Genomic DNA, 20,256 nt, shown 5'->3' with positions numbered 1-20,256 from the left:
CGGGGTTTGAGGGTGAGAGGGGAACCATGCCGTCGTCGTCTATACGGTGGGCCGGTGCGCAGCCACAGCCGGTGCTCAGCCCGCCGGCGCCCGTAGCCGTCTTCCTGGTGGTCACGATCAGGCCCGGGCGCGAATCGGAGGTACGCGAACTGCTCGCCGGGCTCGCCGGCCTCGTCCGTGCCGTCGGGTTCCCGAGTCCCGACGGCGGCCTGTGCTGCGTCGCCGGAGTCGGGTCCTTGGCGTGGGACCGGCTCTTCGGCGAGCCGCGCCCCCGGGAACTGCATCCCTTCAGGGAACTGGACGGCTCCCGGCACCGCGCCGTGGCCACCCCGGGCGATCTGCTCTTCCACATCCGTGCCGCCCGCACGGATCTCTGCTTCGCCCTGGTCGCCGAGATCATGAAAAGGCTGCGCGACGCGGTCACCGTCCAGGACGAGGTCCAGGCCTTCGCGTACTTCGACTCGCGCAACGTCCTCGGCTTCGTCGACGGCACCGAGAACCCGGTGGGCCAGGCGGCGGCCGAGGCGGCGATCGTCGGTGACGAGGACGCCGCGTTCAGCGGCGGGAGCTACGCGATGGTCCAGAAGTACGTGCACGACGTGGACGCCTGGGAGGCCCTGGCGGTCGAGGCCCAGGAGAAGGTGATCGGCCGCTCCAAGCTGACCAACATCGAACTCGACGTCCCCGGTTCCCACATCGACGTGAACACGGTCACCGGCCCGGACGGGGAGGATCTGGAGATACTGCGCGGCGCCATGCCGTTCGGCAGGCCCGGGCACGGTGAGTTCGGTACGTACTTCATCGCCTACGCCCGGACACCCGAGATCCCGGAGAGCATGCTGCGCAAGATGTTCCTGGGCGGCCCCGAATCCGGCCCCGACCCGATCCTCGACTACTCCCAGGCCGTGACCGGAACCCTCTTCTTCATCCCCTCGGCCACCTTCCTGGAAGCGATCGAGGAAGGCGACGGCACGGACTGAGCGGTCAGGGCGGCCCGGGCGGGGTCAGGACTGCTGTGCCGAGCGCTCAGCGTCCCGCTTCTTGATCCGGGCCGTCTCCTTGCGGACCTCGGCCTGGGTGGCGCGCTCCTTGAGCAGCCACTCGGGCTCCTCCTGCTTCAGCGCCTCGATCTGCTCGGTGGTGAGCGGCTCGGTGACACCGCCGCGGGCGAGTCCCGCGATGGAGATGCCCAGCTTCTGCGCGACGACGGGGCGCGGGTGCGGGCCGTTCAGTCGCAGCGTGCGCAGCCACTCGGGCGGGTCGGCCTGCAGCGCGTTCAGCTCCGCGCGCGTGACGACACCCTCCTGGAATTCGGCGGGGGTGGCTTCGAGGTACACACCCAGCTTCTTCGCCGCGGTCGCGGGCTTCATGGTCTGGGTGTTTTGGTGCGACGTCATGCTCCCCAGGGTATCGACTGGGTGAACGCCCGCCGACCACGCCCGCCGCCCGCCGACCGGCGCCGCCGGCCACGCCGGTAACCTGGCCAGGTGACAGGCTCGGAAGTACCCCCGCCCTCCCCGGAGGCCTCACCGTCGTTCCGGCTCGCGTACGTCCCCGGAGTGACCCCTTCGAAGTGGGTGCGGATCTGGCACGAGCGCTTCCCCGACGTCCCCCTGACCCTCCACGCCGCGACCGCGGCCGAGGCACCCGAGCTGCTCCGGGACGGTGACGCCGACGCCGGTTTCGTACGGCTCCCGGTCGACCGTACGTTCTTCAGCGCGATCCCCCTCTACACCGAGACCACGGTCGTCGTCGTCCCCAAGGACCACGTGGTCGCCGCGGTCGACGAGGTGACCGCCGAGGAGCTGGCCGACGAGGTTGTCTTCCACCCCCTCGACGACGTCCTGGACTGGGAGCGGCCCCCGGGACAGCCGGCCTTCGAGCGCCCCGCGACCACCGCGGACGCCGTCGAGCTGGTCGCGGCGGGCGTCGGCCTGCTCGTCGTACCCCAGTCGCTGGCCCGCCTCCACCACCGCAAGGACCTCACCTACCGGCCGCTCGTGGACGCCCCCCAGTCGAGCATCGCCCTGTCCTGGCCGGAGGAGGCGACGACCGACCTGGTCGAGGACTTCATCGGCGTCGTCCGGGGCCGCACGATCAACAGCACCAGGGGCCGTGCGACGTCCCAGACCCCGCCCGCCACGGAGCAGCCGAAGCGCAAGCGCCCGGCCGCCAAGAGCGGCAGGGGAACCCAGGGATCCAAGGGCGCCCAGGGCTCCAAGGCGAACCAGGGCTCCAAGGGAACCAAGGGCGCCCGGCGCGGCAAGCCCCGTCGTCGGTCGTAACGGCCTCAACGGACTCACTTCGGCGGCAGGCCCGCCGCGAAGCCGTACCCCTCGTCGATCCACGCGCCGAGCACCGCGTCGTCCATGAGTGAGTCCCCGGCGACCAGGATCCAGCCCCGCATCGGCCGCCCGGTCATGTCGAAGATCCGCGTGCCCGGCCTGGCCAGGGCCGCGTCGGTGCCGTCCGGGCCGACGCGGACCATCAGATCGTCGCCGCTCACGCCGACGGCCATGTTGCCGTGCAGCAGGAAGGCGATGCCGCCGAACATCTGCTTCTCGCTGACGCCCGAGTCCGCGCCGAGCCGCTCCCGGACCCGCTGGGCGAGCCCCTCGTCGTAAGCCATGAGAGCCCCTCACTCGCTGTGCTGTGTCAGCCTGCGCTCCAGGTCGCGCAGGTCCTTGCCGATGTTGGTGCGGACCTGGCGGGCCATGAGCGGTGCGAGCAGCCGTGCCAGGCCGCCGGGGCCGCCCCGGACGCGGATGCGGGCGAGGGTGTCGCCGTCCGGGTACGGGTCGAAGGCATAGGTGACGTGCATCGGCATCGGCCCGGCCACGGACACCATGTCGAGCAGCCGGGGGAAGTCGTACGAGGCCACGCGCAGCACATAGTTGATGCGTCGGCCGAGGAAGTACGCGGTCCGGGTGACCTCGGCGCCGACCCCGAAACCGCCCCCGTCGGCCTCACGGGTCAGCTCCGCCGACCGGATGCCCTGGGTCCAGTCGGCATCATGGCGCCAGTCCATGGCGTACTCGGCCACCTGCTCGGGAGGGAGCGGGATCACCCGCTCCGCCTCCACGTCGATCGCCATGGCCCCACCTCCTGGTCGAAGGCACCCGCTGCTGACTCCAGGATCCCCGCGCCGGGCGGCGGGCGCGCGGCGCGGGGATCCGGGTCGGCGGATCAGGGGGCGTACGTCGCCCCTTCGGCCGTACGCACGACCGTCTGCCCGTCGGCCTGGCTGAGCAGACCGGCCGTCACCCAGGCGTTCACTGTGGACCGGACGCGGGCGACCAGCGCGCTCTTGGTGCCGAACGGAGCCCCGGCCCAGATCTCGTCCAGCAGCGTGGTGTCGTCGGACTTGGCCGGGTTGGCGACACCGGAGTCGGTGTTGCCGAAGACCACCCGGGGTTCGGAGTGCCGGAAGTAGGCCTGGGTCGGGTTCTCGGTGCCCTCGAAGAACGGGGCGAACTCGGTGCCGCTGAGCGTGAAGTGCAGCGGCTTGCCGCTCACCGGGGCGAGCGACGGCAGCAGGTCGCCGGAGAGACCCGCGTTGCGGTACAGGCCCAGCTGCAGGTGGCTGGTGGCGGAGTTGCGGCCGACGAGGTTGATCGACCCGTACTGGAGCGTCTGCAGCGAGGGAGCGCCGATCGCCTTCTCCACCCGCAGCCGGAAGGGCATCGAGATACGCACGGTGTCCCCGCTCCGCCACGTCCGCGACACGCTGAAGTAGCTGCCCGGCGTCGGAGTACCGCTGACCGCGCTCCCGTTGACCGTCACGCGGAACCCGGCGGTCGCCCACGACGGCACCCGCAGCCGCAGTGCGAAGGCCGCGCTGCCGCCGTCGATGGTGAGCGTGGTGCTTTGCTCCCGGGGGAAGGAGGTGGTCTGAGTGTCCGTCACACTCCTCTCGGGCCAGGTCAGTTGAGACAGGCTGTACTGGTTGACTACAGCGAATTGCCGTCGGCGGCCTTGAAGTACACCGAGTCCTGGTACTTGGTGGCGCTCTCCATGCCGGTGCCCTCGCAGCAGGTCGTGCCCTGCTTGGGCGTGAAGTCCCGCACATGACCCGGCGTCAGCCCGATGAAGTACGTGACCAGCGGTTTCTCGGCGTCCGCCGTGTCCTGCTTGGAGCCGAGGACCTGGTTGTACAGGGCCCGCTCGTAGTAGTCCATGTACTTCGGCTGCTGCTCGTGGAAGAACAGGGTCCGGCTCAGCTTCAGCATGTTGTACGCGCAGCACGTCTCGGCGTTGGTGTCGCTGATCGTGCCCGCGATCACGTCCCGCGCCTTCCAGAACTCGCCGCTGCTGGTGCCGCCGATGCCGTACATGCGGTGCGGGACGACCATGCCCCAGAAGTTCCGGGCGGCGTCCAGATGGCGCTGCTCGCCGGTCGCGTGGTACAGCCGCAGGTACCCGGTGAAGATCGGTATGTGCGGGTTGGCGTGCAGCCCGTCGAGGATGTCGGTGTTCGCGGCGCAGTTGTCGATGAGCCGGTCCAGGTCGAACAGCTGGGCCAGCGCGAGGTGTTCGGCCTTGCCTGTGATCGTGTGCAGCTCGCAGATCGCCTCGACGATGCCACCGAACTCGCCGCTGGAGAACAGCCCCCACATCCGCTGGAGGGTGGCCTCGGGCAGCTTGGACAGCCGTGAGTACATCCAGTCGCACAAGCCCGACGCGAGATCGAGGGCCCGTGCGTCGTCCGTGGCGAGGTAGGCGTCCAGGATGCCCTTGGTCGACCAGACGATAGGGAGGAGACGGGTGGGGGTCAACGGGTCCGCAGCGTTCTGACTCAGGTCAGTCCCGGAGCCAGTCGTACGCCGCTCGCGCCGTGAACTCCCGCTGCCCGCCCCGCAGGAGCAGACCGGCGGTCGCGAACTCCGGGGCGTCGGCCTGTGCGGTCACGTAGGGGATCGCGATGCACCGCATTCCGGCGGCGTGTGCCGCGGCGGCGCCGGGGGCCGCGTCCTCCACGACGACACAGTCGGCCGGTGCGACGCCGAGCCTGCGAGCCGCTTCGAGGAAGACGTCCGGGGCCGGTTTGCCGTGCTCGACCTCGTCGGCCGAGACGACGGTGCGCAGATGGGCGTCCAGGCCGGTGCCGGCCAGGATCGCGGTGATGGCCTCGGGGGACGAGCCCGAGGCCACGGCCATCGGTACGCCCTCGGTCGCCAGCAGTTCCACGAACTTGCGCATCTCTGGGTACACGCGCGTGGAGGTGCGGGCCAGTTCCAGATAGCGGCGGTTCTTGGCGGCGAGCAGTTCGTCGACGGAGACGCGAAGGCCGTACTCCCGCTGCCAGAGCGTGACCGTCTCCAGCGTGCTGATGCCGACGTACCGCTCATGGTCGGCCCACGTGAAGCCGGGGACCCCGTGCGCGGCCAGGACCTGGCGGCCGGCCTCGTAGTAGTTGGGCTCGCTGTCCACGAGCGTTCCGTCGAGATCGAAGATGACCGAAGTGCCGCTCAGACCGCTCATCGTCCCAGGATGGCAAAGGTCATTTCCGGGCCGCCGCCCGCCCGATCGACTCCACCAGCGGCAGCAGCCGGTGCGGGACACGCTCGCGCAGGGCCACCTCGCTGCGGGTGCGGACGACGCCGGGGAGGCTGATCAGCTTCTGGATCACGTCCTCCAGGTGGGCGTTGTCGCGGGCCACGACGCGGGTCAGCAGATCCCCGCCGCCGGTGATCGAGAAGGCCTCCACGATCTCAGGCACGGCGGCGAGTGCGTCGCCCACGTCGTCGAGATGACCCTGGGTGACCTCGATGTGCACGAACGCCAGCACCGGATGGCCGAGGGCGGCGGGGGAGAGCGTCGGCCCCGTGCCGGTGACCACGCCGTCCCGCTCCAGCCGGTCGAGCCGCGCCTGCAGTGTGCCGCGCGCGACACCGAGGACGCGGGCGTACTCGCGCACGCTGGTGCGGGGCTGCTCCAGGAGCAGGCGCAGGATGCGGGTGTCGAGCTCGTCGACGGGCATGGTGTTCCGGCCTTCCTCCGCCTGTGGTCCGTTGACTCGCCCATGGACGCGTGAGGACCGATATGTCTGTGCCAATGGCTCAGCATATGTGAGGACACTTGAGCCAGTCTCCTCGGGTGAGTCCGCAATGGAGCGGTCGATGGCGCTGCGGACCTCCGCGGCTAGGGGGCGGGGAAGACGTTGCGCAGGGCGCCGGCGCGGTGTCGTGCGTCCGCGTCCCACAGGCTGCCCCGGCCGGTTCGGCCGCCGACGGCGAGACGGGAGCCGTCGGGGGAAGGCAACGCCGGTCCGGCCAGGTAGGCGAGTGTGTATGCCTCAACAGCACGGCACGTTGCCCCGGGTAAGCGTGCTTCAGCTCATGACGGATGACGCGGCCCCGCCGGGTTGAGGTGAAGCCTGATCCATTGGCTTTCCATCGGTCGACATTCAGGCAGATCTACTGCGCCATTGGCACAGTCGATGGTGCGACAGTTGAGCCAGTGAGCTCGAAGGTGGTTATCTTTGCCCTATCCATGTACTTGCGGCGCCGCGTAGCGCCGGACGGCGACGAGGCCGGGTCCGGACCGCGGCGCCTTCGTCGTGCCTGCTCGTCGTCCGCCACCCGGGACGACCGTGGGCAGGACGCGTACCACCGCAAGGGAGGTGGCGCACCGCCGTGAAGAGGATGTTCGTGGCTCCGGACCCGGGGCGCTTGAGGCTGCGGAACGCGACCCGCGCTGTCATCGGTGTCGCCGCCGCCGTCGCCGTTTCCGAAGTGTGTGGGCTCTCGCTCACCGCATCGATCACCGGAGGGCTCGCGGCACTGCTCGCTCTCTTCACGGTCACCGATGCGACCGTCCGTGACCAGCGGATCACCACCGCCCTGCTTCCATTGGCCGGATTCCCCGTGCTGGCGCTTGCCGCCACCCTGCACGGCACCACCCCGGCCCGTGACGCCGCGTTCCTGGCCGTCGTCTTCGGTGGGGTCTATGCCCGCCGCTGGGGCCCGCGGGGCCACGCGCTCGGGATCTTCGCGTTCATGAACTTCTTCATCACGCAGTTCCTGCACGCGGTTCCCGCTCAACTGCCCGAGCTGTACACCGCCGTGAGTCTTGCCCTCTTCGCGGCCGGCGCCACACGCTTCGTGTTCTGGCCCATCGAGCGTCGTACCCCACCAGCGGCAGTCCCGGCGGCCCTGCCCGGCACCGGATTGGCGCGGCCCACCACCCGGCAGGCCTTCCAGGCCACTGTTGCCTCGGCTCTCGCGCTCTTGGTCGGGCAGCTACTCTCCGAGGACCGCTGGTACTGGGCCGTCGGTACTGCCTGGTGGATCTTCGTCAACACGGCTTCTCGCGGTGAGACCTTGATCCGCGGTTTCCGCCGGGTCTTCGGAACTGTGACCGGTATCGCCGTCGGCCTGCTGGTCGCCGTTCCGCTGCATGGCGCGCCCGCCCCGACGGCCGCTCTGGTCGCTGTCTGCGTCTTCGGCATCTTCTACACCGCCGCCGTCTCGTATTCCTGGATGATGCTGGCGGTGACGGTCATGGTCAGCTCGCTCTACGGCCTGCTGGGCGTGCTGGACCCCGGCCTGCTCGGGCTCCGTCTTGCAGAGACCGGTGTGGGCGCCCTGTGTGCCGCGCTGGCCGTGGTTCTCGTTCTGCCGGTCACCACGCACGCCACGAACGATGCCTGGATCCAGCGGGCACTGCACTGCGTCCACGCGGCCACCGCAGAGGCCGCCGCCCGGCTCGCCGGGGACGAGACCGCCGACCCGGCCTCACGGCTGGCCGAACTGGAGCAGTTGCTCGGCCGGGTACGGCTCTCCGTCGCCCCGCTGGTGCACCCGCTGAACCTGGTGCCGGCCCGCAAACGGCGCGCCCGCCGGGTACTGGCCCTGCTCGACGACTGCGCCCGGGAGATCCGCGGCCTGGCCGCCGTCACCGCCGACCCGGAGGCCTCGCACGACGCCCGCCTGGCCGCCGCGTGCTGGCGGGTGGAGGCCGCGGTCGAGGCCCTGACCGGCGGCACGGACGTCACCGCCCCCACCGCGCAGCCGACGGCGACGGACCCCGCCCTGGCCCATCTGCACGGCCTGGAGCGGGCCCTGGCCGAGCTGGCCCAGCCGCTGCGCACGCCGTCCGGCTCGCGGCTCGTGACGCAACCCACGTAGCTCCCGCGCGCGGATTCGGGCGAAACCATGTCGAACCGTAGGTCGACACGCCGCTCCCGCACTTCAGTGGATCCCGGAGGGTGGATCAGTCCTCCCGTCGGGTAACTCCGCCCCGTCGGGCGCACGCAGCCCGCGTGCCGTGCGGGAGCGGTCCGCGGGTGTGCCCCCGGGGGATGCGCAGTGCCCCGGGATGTGCGGTGGCCCGGGATGCACCGTGCCCCCGAGAAGTGCCGTCGCGCCGCCCGAGGCGTTGCCGCGCGGAACCTCCCTTGCCGCGCGGAACCTCCCTCGCGGTGCGGCGTCCTGGTCTGGGCCGAAAGATCCACTGCTACCGTCGCCCCGACGGCACCCGACCGGAAGGGGACAACGGTGGCAGACGTGGGCATGCGGGGAGCACGGGCCTACATCGGGTCATTCACGGCAGCCGGTGGACAGGGCATCACCATGGCCGCCGTGGCACCGGGCAGCGGCGCACTGACCGTCCTGAGTCACCTGGACGACGTACCCGACCCCGCGTACCTGGCCCTGTCGCCCGACGGCGACACGCTCTACGCGGTCAGCGAGACGGCCGAGGGCGCGGTGGCCGCGTACCGCGTGACCGGGGACACGCCGGAGCCGCTCGGGCCCGCGGTCCCGGTGGACGCCGGCGGGCCCGTGCACCTCAGCCTGTTCGCCGGCCACGTCCTGACCGCCAACTACGGCTCCGGGAGCGTCACCGCCGTCCCCGTCCGCGCCGACGGCACCCTCGCGTCCGCCCCGTCCGCCGTGCTCCGGCACACCGGCTCCGGCCCGCACACGCCCCGCCAGCAGAGTCCGCACGCCCACCAGGTGCTGCCCGAGCCGGGCGGCCGCTGGGCCGTCAGCGTCGACCTCGGCACCGATTCGGTGCGGGTGTGCACGCTGACCGACGGTACCCTCGACGTGCATCGCGAGACCGCCCTGCGCCCCGGATCGGGCCCCCGCCACCTGGCCTTCCATCCGCACGGCCGGTACGCGTACGTCCTCAACGAACTCACCCCGACCGTCACCGTCTGCCACTGGGACGCCGACGACGGGACCCTGAAGCCGCTGGTGGAGGTCCCCGTACTGCCGGGCGCCCCGGCGGGCGACGCCTACCCCTCCGGCATCGTCGCCTCGCCCGACGGCCGCTTCGTCTGGACCGCCACCCGGGGCGAGGACGTCCTGTCCACGTTCGCCGTCGAGGGCGAGGAACTGCGCCTGATCGGCACGGTGACCTGCGCCGGACACTGGCCGCGCGCGATCACCGAGGCGGGCGGGATCCTGTACGTCGCGAACGAGCGCTCCGGTGACGTGTCCTGGTTCGCCCTGGACCCGGACCGGGGGCTCCCGCGCTACGAGGGCTCGATCGAGGTACCCGCGGCGTCCTGCGTGGTCGTCGGCCCGGACACCGGCAGGGCCTGACCGTAGGCCGAAGGCCCGCTCCCGGTGGAGGAGCGGGCCTTCGGCGTTGGAGCCTGTGACTGCGACCTGTGCGTCAGCGGACCGGCGTGCCCTGCGGCTGCTGCGGGGCGATGCCCAGCGCCGTCGTGTACTTCGACAGGGCGAGCTTGCCGATCGCCGGATACGGGCCGAGCGCCTCGGCGGCGGAGCAGCCCGCCTCCCGTGCGGCCTCCGCGACCAGGCTGGGGTCGATCTCCGGCCCTATCAGGTACGGCGCCAGCGCCAGCTGCTGCGAGCCCGAGGACCGAAGCTGCTCGGCGACGGCCGTGATCGAGCCCTCCTGGTCCAGGGCCGCCGCCATCACCGGCACCGCCAGGCGGGCGGCGAGCAGCATGCCGGTGATCCCGGCCGCCTGCACGGCCTCCTCGCCGCCGACGGAAGCCAGGATGATGCCGTCCGCGGCCGTGGCCACGGTGAACAGGCGGGCGCGGTCGGCGCGGGCCAGACCGGCCTCCGACAGGCGCACGTGCAGCGCCTCGGCGAGCAGCGGGTGCGGGCCCAGCACATCGGTCAGGTCGGCCGCGACCCGGCTCTCCATCACGGCCTGGCGGATGACCCGCAGCAGCGCGCTGTCCGGACCGGCGAGCAGCGGCACGACAACGGCGACGGGGCCCTCGGGCTCCTTGACCTCCACACCCGCGGCGAGCGCCTGCTCGTAGCGGGCGGTGCGCTCGTCGGCGGCGTGCACGAGCACCGCCTGGAGCGTGGGGAACTCCACGTCGTCACCGTCGACGTACCCGATCCGGGCGTCGAGGCCGGGGAGCTCGGAGCGGGCGATGCTCACGACCTCCTCGGCGAGACCGCGGGTCGCGGCGCTCGGCGTGCCCGGCACCGCGAGGACGAGCGCGGGTGCGCCCTCGGGAGCCGCCAACGGCTCGGGTCGGCGGTGCCGCCCGGGCTGACGAGGTCGCGGCATTCGTACTGGCAGGCCGGACGCGGGCCCAGTGGGGGAGCTCATGGCGACGCATGTTACTGGCTAATTGGGCTCCCCTGTTCGGGGAGGGTGCAGGTGAGCGGTATCCGTCCGCTTTTGTCTGATTGAGTTACCTACAGTGCGGAACCGAACGGCGTATGGGGATCAGTCCCTCTTTCCGGTCGTCACGCAGAGCAGCGTCTCGTCACCCGGCAGAGTGAGCGCCTCCGTCGCCAGATCGGTGGCGATCCGCACCGACCCCTGCAACGGATCCCCGGCGGCCGGCACCCGCCGCGCCTGCGGCAGCCGCTTCGCCAGCTCCTCCTCCAGAGGTACGAGGAGGGGGTCGCCGATCTTGAACAGGCCGCCAGTGAAGGCGACTTGGGGCTCCCCGGTGCCGGGGCACACGGCGGCCGCGGACTCGGCCATGTGCCGGGCGGCGGCGCGCAGGATGTCCGCGGCGACCGGGTCGCCGTCGGCGCAGGCGGCCACCTGGGGAGCGAAGGAGGCGAGGACGGCGGGACGGTCCGGGCGCGGATACAACCGGCCGGGCAGCCCCCGCATCGGGCCGAACAGTTCCTCGGCGCGGGCCAGCAGCGCGACCGACCCGCCGGGCCGCTCGTCGTACGCGCGCAGGGCCGCCTCCAGCCCGGCCCGCCCGATCCAGGCACCACTGCCGCAGTCGCCGAGCAGATGGCCCCAGCCGTCCGCACGGCGCCAGCACGTCAGATCCGTGCCCGTCGCGATCAGCCCCGTACCGGCGGCGACGACGGCACCGGGCCGGGGCCCGAGGGCGCCGACGTAGGCGGTCACGGCATCGGCGACCAGCGCGAGGTGCCCGATGCCGAACTCCCGCGCCAGCGCGGCCGGCAGTTCGGCGCGCAGCGCGTCCCCCAGGGAGGCGAGCCCGGCGGCCCCGATCGCGGCCGCACCCAGCTCGGCGACGCCGCTCTCGCCCATCGACGCGCGCACCATGGGCACCAACTGCTCCATGAGGTGCCCGGGGTCGATGCCCCGCTCCCCGGTGCGCACCGGTTCGCGGGTCTCCCGCCGGGCCAGGACACCGTGCTCGACGGTCCCGACGACGACCCGCATCCCGGACCCTCCGGAGTCGACCGCGAGGAACCCGGCGGCCTCGGTCACGGCAGACGCCAGTCCACCGGCTGTCCGCCCTGCCGGATCAGCAGGTCGTTGGCCCGGCTGAACGGGCGGGAACCGAAGAACCCGCGGTCGGCGGACATGGGGGAGGGGTGGGCGGACTCCACCGACGGGAGGTTGCCGAGCAGGGGCCGGAGGTTACGGGCGTCGCGGCCCCAGAGGATGGAGACCAGCGGCTTGCCGCGTGCGGCCAGCGCACGGATGGCCTGCTCCGTGACCTCCTCCCAGCCCTTGCCCCGGTGGGCGGCCGGTTTGCGCGGGGCCGTGGTGAGCGCCCTGTTGAGCAGCAGCACGCCCTGCTGGGTCCACGGCGTCAGATCGCCGTTGGACGGCTGCGGCAGCCCCAGGTCGGTGTTCAGCTCGCGGTAGATGTTGATGAGACTGCCGGGCAGCGGACGTACGTCGGGCGCCACCGAGAACGACAGCCCCACGGCATGTCCGGGCGTCGGATACGGGTCCTGTCCGACGATCAGGACCCGAACGTCGTCGAAGGGCTGTTGGAAGGCCCGCAGGACATTGGGGCCGGCCGGTAGATAGGTGCGTCCCGCGCCGATCTCCGCGCGCAGGAAGTCGCCCATCGAGGCGATCCGTTCGGCAACGGGTTCCAGGGCCTTCGCCCAGCCCGGTTCGACGATTTCATGCAAGGGTCGTGGTGCCACGGGCGTCACCCTACTGCCGTAGTGGCGCCGCTGATCAACCAGTGGCCAAGGCCGGTCGCACCACCCGCCCGTAAGTTCTGACGGTTCATCCGACCACCGCGGCCCGTACGCACAGCACGTCCGGCAGATGCGACGTCAACTGTTGCCAGCTGTCGCCGTCGTCGGCCGAGGCGAACACCTCGCCGTTGCGGTTGCCGAAGTACACGCCCGCCGGGTCGGCGTCGTCGGTGCACATCGCGTCCCGCAGCACCGTGCCGTAGTGGTCGTCCTGCGGCAGGCCCGCCGACAGCGGCTCCCAGGTCTTGCCCGCGTCCGCCGTGCGGAAGACGCGACAGCGGTGCTCGGCGGGGACGCGATCCGCGTCGGCGTTGATCGGGAAGACGTACGCCGTCTCGCCGCGGTGCGGGTGTGCGGCCGCCGCGAAGCCGAACGTGGACGGCAGGCCCTCACCGATGTCCGTCCAGTGCGCGCCCGCGTCGTCGCTGCGGTACACGCCCCAGTGGTTCTGCAGATAGAGGCGGTCCGGAGTCGACGCGTCCTGCGCGATCTTGTGCACGCACTGACCGAACTCCGGGTTCGGATCGGGCAGGAACACCGCGGAGACACCGGAGTTGGACGGTGCCCAGCTGGCTCCGCCGTCGGCGGTCCGGAACACCCCGGCCGTCGACACGGCGACCGTCACGGCCCGTGCGTCGCGCTTGTCGGTGATCACGGTGTGCAGGCCCTCACCGCCGCCGCCCGGCACCCACTTCGACCGGGTCGGGTGCTCCCACAGCGGGCGGACGAGCTCGAAGGTCTCGCCGCGGTCCTCCGAGCGGTACAGCGCGGCCGGTTCGGTGCCCGCGTACACCACATCCGGCTCCGCGGCCGCCGGGTGCAGCTGCCACACCCGCTCCAGGGAAGCCTCCGTGTCCTTCGGGAACTTGACGGCCGGCTTGGCCGGTTCGGTCCAGGTGCGGCCCAGGTCGTCGGAGTGGAACACGGACGGGCCCCAGTGCGCGCTGTCGCCGCCCGCCAGCAGCCGCGGGCGCTCGCCGCGGGTGTCGACGGCGACCGAGTACACGGCCTGGGCGTTGAAGTAGGGACTCTCGTCGAACTCCCAGGTGCCACCTCGCCTCCGCCCGATGAACAGGCCCTTGCGGGTGCCCACGGCGAGCAGTACCTCGGTCATGCCGACCACCTCCGCTGCGCTTTCTGCGGCTTTGCCTCAGGTACCGGCCAGTCTGCACCCCGGCACTGACAGTCACCTCCGGAAACGCCTACGTCGCAGGTCAGGGCGGCGATGATAGCCCGCTGCCGTGCGCCGCGGGTCCCTTTCGCCAAGACACCGGTGGGCGCCGAGTGACGCGTGCCACCGTCGACTTCCGGTACGTGGCGTGAGTATCCGCCTGCCGTCTCCCGTAAGGGAGGAGGGGCTGGTCCGGCATGTTCGTGCACTCATGAGGAGGAAGCCTTCGATGGCGTTCCGTGGTCCGAAGGTGTGGCTGTGGCGATGGCGGCGCAATCCGCTCAAGCGCCGGGCCGACGCGGTGGAGGCCTGGGTACTGCTCGCCGGCTGGGCGCTCACCGTCCTCGCGGGAGTGCTCGCCGGCCTCACGACGGCGCACACGGTGGAGCAGGGCATGGCGCGGGAGCGTGTCGAGTGGCGGCCCGTCGTCGCCCTGCTCACCGAGCAGGCACCGGGCACGGCGGACTCGCGCACCGGTACGTCGAGCGCCGCGAGCGTGTGGGCGAAGGTCCACTGGAGCGCGCAGGACGGCTCCGCGCACACCGGCCAGGCCCGCGTCCGGCCCGGCAGCGGCGTCGGCACGCCGGTCACCGTCTGGACGGACCCCCAGGGCCGCCTGGTGACCAGGCCCGCCACCCCGTCCGAGGCCCGCTCACGGGCCGCACTGGTCGGCGGCCTCGCAGGCCTGTGCGCCGCATCCGTACCCTTCATCGCCGGCCGCGCCCTGCGCACCCGGCTGGAGAGCCGCCGAATCGACCAGTGGGGGTACGAGTGGGCGCGGTTCGGCCCGTTGTGGGGTGGGCGGACGACGGGGTGACGGTTGCTTGAGGAGCGGGGCGACCGGGGGGAGAGGGGGACGGAGTGGGGTTGGTCGCCACGGCCTGGTCACCGGCCCGGTCACCAGGTGTGCCCCTGGTCAACCAGTCGCGCCCCACCATCAGGCCGTAAGCGCGCCGCACCACCGGGTCGTGGCCGTGCCGCACCACCGGGTCGTGGCCGTGCCGCACCACCGGGCCGTGGCCGTGCCGCACCACCAGGCCGTAGCCGCCCCGCAACACCAGGTCGCAGCCGTGCCCTGCCGCCAGGCCGTGTGCGTCGCCTCACCACCAAGTCATGCCCGTCGCCTCACTCCACGCCCGGCAGTGCCCTCCCCAGGATCCCGTCCACGTCCGCCGCGTCCGGCAGCGTTCCGAAGGCGTGCCCCCAGTCGCCGCCGAGCCGGGTCGCGCAGAAGGCGTCGGCTACCGGGGTGGGGGCGTGGCGGATCAGGAGGGAGGCCTGGAGGGTCAGGGCCATCAGTTCGACCAGGCGGCGGGCGCCGGCCTCGGAGCCCGTGGCAAGTTGGCCCTTCAGGCGGGTGACGGCAGCGTCGAGACTGGTGTCCGCTCCCTGCGCCAGGGCGAGTTCGGCGAAGAGGGCCTCGGCCGCGCCCGGCTCCCTGCTCAACGCCCGCAGCACGTCGAGGGCGTTGACGTTCCCCGAGCCCTCCCAGATGGACAGCAGGGGCGCCTCGCGGTAGTGGCGGGGCATGCCCGAGTCCTCGACGTAACCGTTGCCGCCCAGGCACTCCAGGGCCTCCGCGGTGAAGGCGGGGCCCCGCTTGGTGACCCAGTACTTGCCGACGGCCGTGGCGATCCGGCGGAACGCCGTCTCGGTGCCGTCCGCGTCGTCCCCGCGCACCGCCCGGTCGGCCGCGCCTGCCAGCCGTAGCGTGAGCGTCGTCGCCGCCTCGGACTCCAGTGCCAGGTCGGCCAGGACGTTGCGCATCAGCGGCTGGTCGACCAGCCGTGCCCCGAACGCGCTGCGGTGGCGCACATGGTGCCCCGCCTCGACCAGGGTCTTGCGCATCAGGGTCGCCGAGGACATCACGCAGTCCAACCGCGTGCAGTTGACCATCTCGATGATCGTCTTCACGCCCCGTCCCTCGGGCCCGACCAGCCAGGCGACGGTCCCGTCGAACTCCGGCTCGGAGGACGCGTTGGAGCGATTGCCCAGCTTGTCCTTCAGCCGCTGGATGCGGAAGCTGTTGCGGCTGCCGTCCGGCAGGATCCGCGGCACGAGGAAGCAGGACAGGCCGCCGGGAGCCTGGGCCAGCACCAGGAAGACGTCGCACATCGGCGCCGAGGTGAACCACTTGTGCCCACGCAGCGTGTACACGCCGGGCTCGGCGGTGGGCCAGGCCGTGGTGGCGTTGGTGCGGACGTCCGAGCCGCCCTGCTTCTCGGTCATCCCCATGCCCGCGAGCAGGCCCCGCTTCTCGGTCGGTACGCGCAGCCCCGGGTCGTACTCCCGGCTGGTCAGCAGGGGTTCGTACACCTTCGCGAGCTCGGGCTGCCGGCGCAGCACGGGGACGGCCGCGTACGTCATCGACGTCGGACAGCCGTGCCCGGCCTCGGTGTGCCCCCACACCAGCCCGCCCGCGGTCCGGGCGACGTGCGCTCCGGGACGTTCGTCCGCCCAGGGCGCGGCCGCCAGCCCCTCGGCGACCGCGACCCGCATCAGGTGGTGCCAGCTCGGATGGAACTCGACCTCGTCGACGCGATGGCCGTACCGGTCGTGCGTACGCAACTCCGGCTCGTGCCGGTTGGCCTGCTCACCCCACTCCTGCGCCTCGGCGCTCCCGGCCCGCCGGCCGAGCCGCCGGATGTCCTCCTCGGCCCATCCCGCGCCCTCCCGGCGCAGCCCTTCGAGCAGGGCCGTGTCCTCGGACGCGTCGTACGGCGTCAAGGGAGGGGGCTGGTTGGTGACGTCGTGGGTGGCGTACTGCCCGGACTGCTCCTGCGCGAGTATCGAGACCATGCCGCCAATGTTGCATCAGGTCTACGGTTGCAGCAATCCTGTAATACGTCCTCGTGCCCCGTACAGTCGTGACCATGCCGAACAACGCGTCACTGCAGGCCGACGACGTGGAACTGCGCCCGCTGCCCGCGCGCTCGGTCGTCCTGAGCCTGCTGCTGGGGCTGCATCCCCCCGAGCTGCCGGTCAAGGAGCTGGTCGGCGCCGTGGAGCCGTTCGGTATCGCGGGGTCCACGCTGCGGGCGGCGCTCAGTCGGATGGTGGCGGCCGGGGACCTGCGGCGCGCGGACACCGTCTACGGGCTCAGTGAACGGTTGCTGGAGCGGCAACGCCGCCAGGACGACGCCGTCCATCCCGAGACCCTGTCCTGGACCGGCGACTGGGAGATGGTCGTCGTCACGGCCACGGGTCGCGGCCCCGCCGAACGCGCCGAACTCCGCACCGAGTTGACCCGGCTCCGGCTCGCCGAACTCCGCGAGGGCGTCTGGCTGCGGCCGGCCAACCTGCGCCGCACCCTGCCGGACGACCTCGATGACGTGACGGAGCGGTACACGGCCCGCCCCGACCGGCCGGTGCGTGAACTGGCCGCGAGCCTGTGGCCGCTGGACGAGTGGGCCGGCACGGGGCGCGCCCTGCTGGCCCACGTCTCCGGCGCACGCGAACCGTCCGATCGTTTCACCGGCTTCGCGGCCGTCGTACGACACCTGCTCGCCGACCCGGTGCTGCCCCCCGAACTCCTTCCCGCCCACTGGCCGGGCGAGCGACTGCGTGCCGCGTACGCGGAGTACCGGCGGGAGGTGTCGCGGGACGTACGCGCGCGTGGGGGTCGTTGAACGAACGGCGACTCACGCGCGCGTGCCCGACGGACCGCGGCGCCCCGGCCCGCGCATGGCACGGCGGCCGCCCGGAGCGTCGTGCGGGGACGCTCCGGACGGCCGCCTTCACCGTGGGGGGAGGACTACCTGCGGGCGGGGACTACCGGTAGGTGATGTCCGAGCTGGAGTACAGACAGTTCGTGCTGTCCGGCCCCGTGCCCACGGCCGTGTTGTTGTTGTTGTACTTCTGGCAGGGGACGACCTTGCGGGCGGCGTCGTTGAGGATCGTGATGCCGCGCAGCGTCGCCACGTCGTTGCGGTTGACGTTGATGCCCACGAGGCGCGCCGTCGACCCCGTGCCGGTCACCTCGATGTTGCTGAGGTTGACCTTGCGCGTGTACTGCGTGGAGCAGTCACCGCACGAGCGGTACAGCGTCTTGAACTCGCTGACCGCGAAGTTGGAGACGTTCAGCGTGCCGGGCCCGTTGTGCTGGAAGACCTTGTCGGCGGCCTTCTTGGCGCCGCCGCCGGTCACCGTGTAGGTCGAGCCGCCCCGGAAGGTGGCCGCGTCCTCGCCGACGTCCTCCCACCACACGTTCTGCAGCGTGCAGTTGCCCTCGCAGTGGATGCCGTCGGCGCCGGGCGCGCCGATGATGACGTTCTTCAGCGTCGCGCCGGCCGCGAGCTCGAAGATCGGGTCCTGGCCCTCCTCCTGGCCGTCGCCGGCCAGGTCACCGCTGCCGTAATAGCGGACCATGCCGCCGTCCCGGACGCCGGAGACCTTGATGGTCGAGCTCACCGGCCGACTGCTGGTGGGCGTCGGCCAGGAGGCGGCGCTCGCCGGCTGAGCTCCGAGTGTCGTGATCATGACAGATGAGAGGCCGAGTGCCGTCAGACCGCCGGTCAGCGCGCGCCGGCGGGCGCGGGGCTTTGCTGGTGAAGTCATGTCCCGATGCCTTCTTCCGGTTGGGGGGTGGTCAGAGCTTTCCGGCGCCCGCGCCGGACGTCACCGAGGCGACGACGGTGGACGCGGACTCGGCGGTGTAGCTGTAGGGCGGCGTGAAGCTGCCCGCCTGGGAGATCTCGGTCGCGGCCCCGCCGAGATCGTTGCCGCGCAGCGTGGCGTAGCCGTCGACGTCACTGCTGCGGTTCGTGGTGACGGCGACCTTGGTGTCGCGGAAGACGTTGTTCTCCACGAGCATCTGGGCGCCCATGCGCGAGTGGCAGGCGGTGTCCGCGCCGGCCACGTAGTTGTTGTAGAAGTGCCCGGTGCCGAACCGCAGGCTGGGGATGCGCGAGTAGACGTTGCTGAAGTGGTTGTGGTGGTACGTCACCTTCAGGTGCCCGGTGTCCTCGCTCGCGTTGTTGTCGCTGTGACCGACGAGCGAGCCCTTGAAGTGGTCCTTGAAGGTGTTCCAGGACACCGTGACGTTGTCCGAGCCGTGATTGATGTCCAGCAGCCCGTCGTAGTAGTCCTTGTCGTGATCGCGGTCGGCCGAGAAGGAGTTGTGGTCGATCCACACCTTGGTCGACGCCTGGACCGTGATGCCGTCGGACGGCGCGACCGGCTTGCTGATGTTCAGGTTGCGGACGACGACGTTGCTGACGTTCTTCAGCCGTAGCCCGCCCCCGGTGAACCCCGACGACGAACCCACGCCCAGCACCGTGGTGTTGGAGCCTACGTCGACCTGAGCGCTCAGCGAGATCAGGCCGTTGACCCGGACGACCTTGGCCGAGTTGCCGGTCACCGCCGACTTGAAGGCGGGCAGCGTCGAGACAGTGACCGCCGAGGTGCGGCCGCCGCCGGTCGTCCCGGCGCCGAACCCGATCGGCGAGGTCTCGGCCGCCCCGGCGTGCTGCGGCAGGACCAGGACGGCCGCGGTGGCGAGGGCGGCTGCGGCGGCCGTCACCAGTGCGGTTCTTTGCGGGCGTGTACGTGGGGGGAGAGTACGCATGCGGTGCGTCCCTTCAGAAGGACCTAATCGATCGTGTACGTGAACGATGTGCGTCATACAGAACGCCGCGCGCGGGCAGAGTGGCCGTGTGGGGGTTGGTGCCCTGGGGCTCGGTCACACTGCTGAACGGAACGTAGGGTGCAAGCGCTTTCTAGTCAACGCCTTGCGCAGAAGAATTCAGTCAGTCCTGGTTGGGGTAAGGGCTCTCTTAAGGGCTTGGTTCGAGGTGGCGTGGGAGCGCTTCCAAGATGGGCGTGTCCATGCCACGATGCCTCTCCGGGTGCTTTCCCTGCGAGAGGACGAGTCCATGCCGTCCCCACATATGCGTACGTCGATCAGCGGGCCGGCGCTCACTCTGCCGGCCTTCGGAGCCGTGGCCGGATCCCCGGACCGCGCGGCCGTCGGCAGCCCCCTCCCAGACCGGTCCGGCCGATCACCCGGCTCCTTCACCTGGTCGTCCAGCGGCCCGCTGATCGCGCCGAAGCCGGACGTCGCCCACCCGATCGTCTCCGTCAAGGACCCGACCGTCTTCCGCCATGGCGACCGGTGGCACGTCTACATGACGACCTCCGACACCTCCGGCCGCTGGAGCCGTGGCCGCCAGACCGGTCCGCCGTCCTTCTCCGCCACCAACGACCCGGCGAACCCCGGCAGTTGGAGCGCGCCGCGGAACTTCGTCGACGCCGAGCCGCCGATCGTCACCGAGAACAAGGGCCAGGGCGGCCGGCTCGACTTCTGGGTCATCTGCGACGACACCGACTGCTATCTGTTCTCCTCCGACGGCAACGGCCACCAGTGCCGCTCGCGCACCACGGTCGCCGAGTTCCCGAACGGCTTCCGGGACACGACCATCGTGCTGTCCGAGCCCAGCCGCTTCGACCTCTTCGAGGCGGGCAACGTCTACCGGCTCGGCGCCGGCTCCACCAACGTGACCTTCGGGCCGGGACAGCCCGCGTGGACAACGGACTTCAGCCACGGCGAGATGATCCGCGAGGACAACGACCAGCCCCTCACCATCGACCCGTGCCGCCTCCAGTACCTGTACCAGGGGATGGACCCCGCCTCCGGCGGCGACTACTCCCAACTCCCCTGGCGACCGGGCCTGCTGCCCCAGACGAACAGCTCCTGCTGAACCGTATCGA

The 20,256-nt window shown here is 71.5% G+C and carries 19 protein-coding genes and 1 pseudogene; 7 read left to right on the top strand and 13 right to left on the bottom strand.

What is annotated here, in order from left to right:
- Window positions 1-26 precede the first annotated feature (26 nt).
- A complete protein-coding gene (locus POF73_RS08625) occupies window positions 27-980 on the top strand; it encodes a Dyp-type peroxidase (protein ID WP_272113938.1) in 954 nt (317 codons plus the stop codon).
- Window positions 981-1,004: 24 nt separating this feature from the next.
- Here POF73_RS08625 and POF73_RS08620 read toward each other — a convergent pair whose 3' ends face one another.
- The gene (locus POF73_RS08620; protein WP_272113937.1) at window positions 1,005-1,397 is read right to left on the bottom strand and encodes a DUF5997 family protein; all 393 of its coding nucleotides are present in this window, start codon (window positions 1,395-1,397) and stop codon (window positions 1,005-1,007) included.
- Window positions 1,398-1,487: 90 nt separating this feature from the next.
- Between POF73_RS08620 and POF73_RS08615 the strand changes: the two genes are divergently transcribed.
- A complete protein-coding gene (locus POF73_RS08615) occupies window positions 1,488-2,285 on the top strand; it encodes a LysR family substrate-binding domain-containing protein (RefSeq protein WP_272113936.1) in 798 nt (265 codons plus the stop codon).
- 14 nt (window positions 2,286-2,299) lie between these two features.
- On the opposite strand, the gene POF73_RS08610 is transcribed toward POF73_RS08615, so the two are convergent.
- The 5 genes and pseudogenes from POF73_RS08610 to POF73_RS08590 form a co-directional block, all read right to left on the bottom strand.
- Window positions 2,300-2,629: a TfoX/Sxy family protein gene (locus tag POF73_RS08610; RefSeq protein ID WP_272113935.1), complete on the bottom strand. Its 330-nt coding sequence runs from the start codon at window positions 2,627-2,629 to the stop codon at window positions 2,300-2,302.
- Window positions 2,630-2,638: 9 nt separating this feature from the next.
- A complete protein-coding gene (locus tag POF73_RS08605) occupies window positions 2,639-3,094 on the bottom strand; it encodes an SRPBCC family protein (protein WP_272113934.1) in 456 nt (151 codons plus the stop codon).
- Between the two features lie 92 nt (window positions 3,095-3,186).
- Window positions 3,187-4,736 (bottom strand): annotated as a pseudogene (locus POF73_RS08600) (beta-L-arabinofuranosidase domain-containing protein); the annotation flags it as partial.
- A gap of 64 nt (window positions 4,737-4,800) precedes the next feature.
- Window positions 4,801-5,481, bottom strand: a complete 681-nt coding sequence (locus POF73_RS08595) for an HAD family hydrolase (RefSeq protein ID WP_272113933.1) — start codon at window positions 5,479-5,481, stop codon at window positions 4,801-4,803.
- Between the two features lie 19 nt (window positions 5,482-5,500).
- Window positions 5,501-5,980, bottom strand: a complete 480-nt coding sequence (locus tag POF73_RS08590) for an Lrp/AsnC family transcriptional regulator (protein WP_272113932.1) — start codon at window positions 5,978-5,980, stop codon at window positions 5,501-5,503.
- Between the two features lie 664 nt (window positions 5,981-6,644).
- Between POF73_RS08590 and POF73_RS08585 the strand changes: the two genes are divergently transcribed.
- Both POF73_RS08585 and POF73_RS08580 read left to right on the top strand, forming a co-directional pair.
- Entirely contained in the window at window positions 6,645-8,129 is a 1,485-nt protein-coding gene (locus POF73_RS08585; RefSeq protein ID WP_272114003.1) for an FUSC family protein, read from the top strand.
- Window positions 8,130-8,498: 369 nt separating this feature from the next.
- Window positions 8,499-9,551: a lactonase family protein gene (locus tag POF73_RS08580; protein WP_272113931.1), complete on the top strand. Its 1,053-nt coding sequence runs from the start codon at window positions 8,499-8,501 to the stop codon at window positions 9,549-9,551.
- A gap of 73 nt (window positions 9,552-9,624) precedes the next feature.
- Here POF73_RS08580 and POF73_RS08575 read toward each other — a convergent pair whose 3' ends face one another.
- The 4 genes from POF73_RS08575 to POF73_RS08560 all read right to left on the bottom strand — a co-directional run bounded on the left by POF73_RS08575 (window position 9,625) and on the right by POF73_RS08560 (window position 13,491).
- Window positions 9,625-10,548, bottom strand: coding sequence for a sirohydrochlorin chelatase (locus POF73_RS08575; protein WP_272113930.1), 924 nt, complete (start codon window positions 10,546-10,548; stop codon window positions 9,625-9,627).
- 120 nt (window positions 10,549-10,668) lie between these two features.
- Window positions 10,669-11,646: an N-acetylglucosamine kinase gene (locus POF73_RS08570; protein ID WP_272113929.1), complete on the bottom strand. Its 978-nt coding sequence runs from the start codon at window positions 11,644-11,646 to the stop codon at window positions 10,669-10,671.
- On the bottom strand, window positions 11,643-12,320 hold the full coding sequence (locus tag POF73_RS08565; protein ID WP_272113928.1) for a uracil-DNA glycosylase: 678 nt from the start codon (window positions 12,318-12,320) through the stop codon (window positions 11,643-11,645). Before POF73_RS08565 ends, POF73_RS08570 begins: the two co-directional genes overlap by 4 nt.
- A gap of 85 nt (window positions 12,321-12,405) precedes the next feature.
- Complete coding sequence (locus POF73_RS08560) at window positions 12,406-13,491, bottom strand: WD40/YVTN/BNR-like repeat-containing protein (RefSeq protein WP_272113927.1); 1,086 nt, start codon at window positions 13,489-13,491, stop codon at window positions 12,406-12,408.
- Between the two features lie 286 nt (window positions 13,492-13,777).
- On the opposite strand from POF73_RS08560, the gene POF73_RS08555 reads away from it, so the two are divergent.
- Window positions 13,778-14,365 carry an Rv1733c family protein gene (locus tag POF73_RS08555; RefSeq protein WP_272113926.1) on the top strand — a complete coding sequence of 196 codons (588 nt, stop codon included), beginning with the start codon at window positions 13,778-13,780 and terminating at the stop codon, window positions 14,363-14,365.
- 308 nt (window positions 14,366-14,673) lie between these two features.
- Here the strand turns inward: POF73_RS08555 and POF73_RS08550 are convergent, their stop codons facing one another.
- Window positions 14,674-16,347, bottom strand: coding sequence for a DNA alkylation response protein (locus POF73_RS08550; protein WP_272113925.1), 1,674 nt, complete (start codon window positions 16,345-16,347; stop codon window positions 14,674-14,676).
- A gap of 74 nt (window positions 16,348-16,421) precedes the next feature.
- Between POF73_RS08550 and POF73_RS08545 the strand changes: the two genes are divergently transcribed.
- A complete protein-coding gene (locus POF73_RS08545; RefSeq protein ID WP_272113924.1) occupies window positions 16,422-17,177 on the top strand; it encodes a PaaX family transcriptional regulator C-terminal domain-containing protein in 756 nt (251 codons plus the stop codon).
- Between the two features lie 142 nt (window positions 17,178-17,319).
- Here POF73_RS08545 and POF73_RS08540 read toward each other — a convergent pair whose 3' ends face one another.
- Both POF73_RS08540 and POF73_RS08535 read right to left on the bottom strand, forming a co-directional pair.
- The gene (locus tag POF73_RS08540) at window positions 17,320-18,105 is read right to left on the bottom strand and encodes a pectate lyase (protein WP_272113923.1); all 786 of its coding nucleotides are present in this window, start codon (window positions 18,103-18,105) and stop codon (window positions 17,320-17,322) included.
- 31 nt (window positions 18,106-18,136) lie between these two features.
- A complete protein-coding gene (locus tag POF73_RS08535) occupies window positions 18,137-19,114 on the bottom strand; it encodes a pectate lyase family protein (RefSeq protein WP_272113922.1) in 978 nt (325 codons plus the stop codon).
- 307 nt (window positions 19,115-19,421) lie between these two features.
- On the opposite strand from POF73_RS08535, the gene POF73_RS08530 reads away from it, so the two are divergent.
- Window positions 19,422-20,246: a non-reducing end alpha-L-arabinofuranosidase family hydrolase gene (locus tag POF73_RS08530; RefSeq protein ID WP_272113921.1), complete on the top strand. Its 825-nt coding sequence runs from the start codon at window positions 19,422-19,424 to the stop codon at window positions 20,244-20,246.
- Window positions 20,247-20,256: the final 10 nt, after the last annotated feature.

It is taken from the genome of Streptomyces sp. HD, assembly GCF_028369295.1.
In the GTDB taxonomy this organism is placed as follows: Bacteria; Actinomycetota; Actinomycetes; order Streptomycetales; family Streptomycetaceae; genus Streptomyces.
The sequence above is the reverse complement of the archived record's forward strand: the minus strand, read 5'-3'. Positions and strand labels throughout refer to the sequence as shown.

Bases quoted from the DNA above. Each gene is read 5' to 3' on its own strand.
- POF73_RS08625 (WP_272113938.1), top strand. From the start codon at position 27: ATGCCGTCGTCGTCTATACGGTGGGCCGGTGCGCAGCCACAGCCGGTG.
- POF73_RS08620 (WP_272113937.1), bottom strand. From the start codon at position 1,397: ATGACGTCGCACCAAAACACCCAGACCATGAAGCCCGCGACCGCGGCG.
- POF73_RS08610 (WP_272113935.1), bottom strand. From the start codon at position 2,629: ATGGCTTACGACGAGGGGCTCGCCCAGCGGGTCCGGGAGCGGCTCGGC.
- POF73_RS08605 (WP_272113934.1), bottom strand. From the start codon at position 3,094: ATGGCGATCGACGTGGAGGCGGAGCGGGTGATCCCGCTCCCTCCCGAG.
- POF73_RS08595 (WP_272113933.1), bottom strand. From the start codon at position 5,481: ATGAGCGGTCTGAGCGGCACTTCGGTCATCTTCGATCTCGACGGAACG.
- POF73_RS08590 (WP_272113932.1), bottom strand. From the start codon at position 5,980: ATGCCCGTCGACGAGCTCGACACCCGCATCCTGCGCCTGCTCCTGGAG.
- POF73_RS08585 (WP_272114003.1), top strand. From the start codon at position 6,645: ATGTTCGTGGCTCCGGACCCGGGGCGCTTGAGGCTGCGGAACGCGACC.
- POF73_RS08575 (WP_272113930.1), bottom strand. From the start codon at position 10,548: ATGAGCTCCCCCACTGGGCCCGCGTCCGGCCTGCCAGTACGAATGCCG.
- POF73_RS08560 (WP_272113927.1), bottom strand. From the start codon at position 13,491: ATGACCGAGGTACTGCTCGCCGTGGGCACCCGCAAGGGCCTGTTCATC.
- POF73_RS08555 (WP_272113926.1), top strand. From the start codon at position 13,778: ATGGCGTTCCGTGGTCCGAAGGTGTGGCTGTGGCGATGGCGGCGCAAT.
- POF73_RS08550 (WP_272113925.1), bottom strand. From the start codon at position 16,347: ATGGTCTCGATACTCGCGCAGGAGCAGTCCGGGCAGTACGCCACCCAC.
- POF73_RS08545 (WP_272113924.1), top strand. From the start codon at position 16,422: ATGCCGAACAACGCGTCACTGCAGGCCGACGACGTGGAACTGCGCCCG.
- POF73_RS08540 (WP_272113923.1), bottom strand. From the start codon at position 18,105: ATGACTTCACCAGCAAAGCCCCGCGCCCGCCGGCGCGCGCTGACCGGC.
- POF73_RS08535 (WP_272113922.1), bottom strand. From the start codon at position 19,114: ATGCGTACTCTCCCCCCACGTACACGCCCGCAAAGAACCGCACTGGTG.
- POF73_RS08530 (WP_272113921.1), top strand. From the start codon at position 19,422: ATGCCGTCCCCACATATGCGTACGTCGATCAGCGGGCCGGCGCTCACT.